1 pseudogene is annotated in these 247 nt (G+C 47.4%); it reads left to right on the plus strand.

Annotation, left to right across the window (positions count from 1 at the left end):
- Positions 1-195 (plus strand): annotated as a pseudogene (gpmA, locus tag FD25_RS13820) (2,3-diphosphoglycerate-dependent phosphoglycerate mutase); the annotation flags it as partial.
- Between the last annotated feature and the right edge of the window lie 52 nt (positions 196-247).

The raw sequence follows: 247 nt of genomic DNA on the forward strand, positions 1-247 counted from the left end.
ATTGCTCCTAAGTTGCTGGATGGCAAGAACGTCATCATCGCAGCCCACGGTAACTCACTCCGGGCACTTTCCAAGTACATCGAACGGATTTCTGATGACGACATCATGAATCTTGAAATGGCTACTGGTGAACCAGTGGTTTACGACTTCGATGACAAGTTAAACATGACTAACAAGACTAAGTTGGGCAAGTAGTCCAAATTAGTTAAGGCCGATCCGGCTTAGGCAGGGTCGGCTTTTTCGTGGG

The sequence above is a fragment of the Levilactobacillus acidifarinae DSM 19394 = JCM 15949 genome (assembly GCF_001434835.1).
GTDB lineage: Bacteria > Bacillota > Bacilli > Lactobacillales > Lactobacillaceae > Levilactobacillus > Levilactobacillus acidifarinae.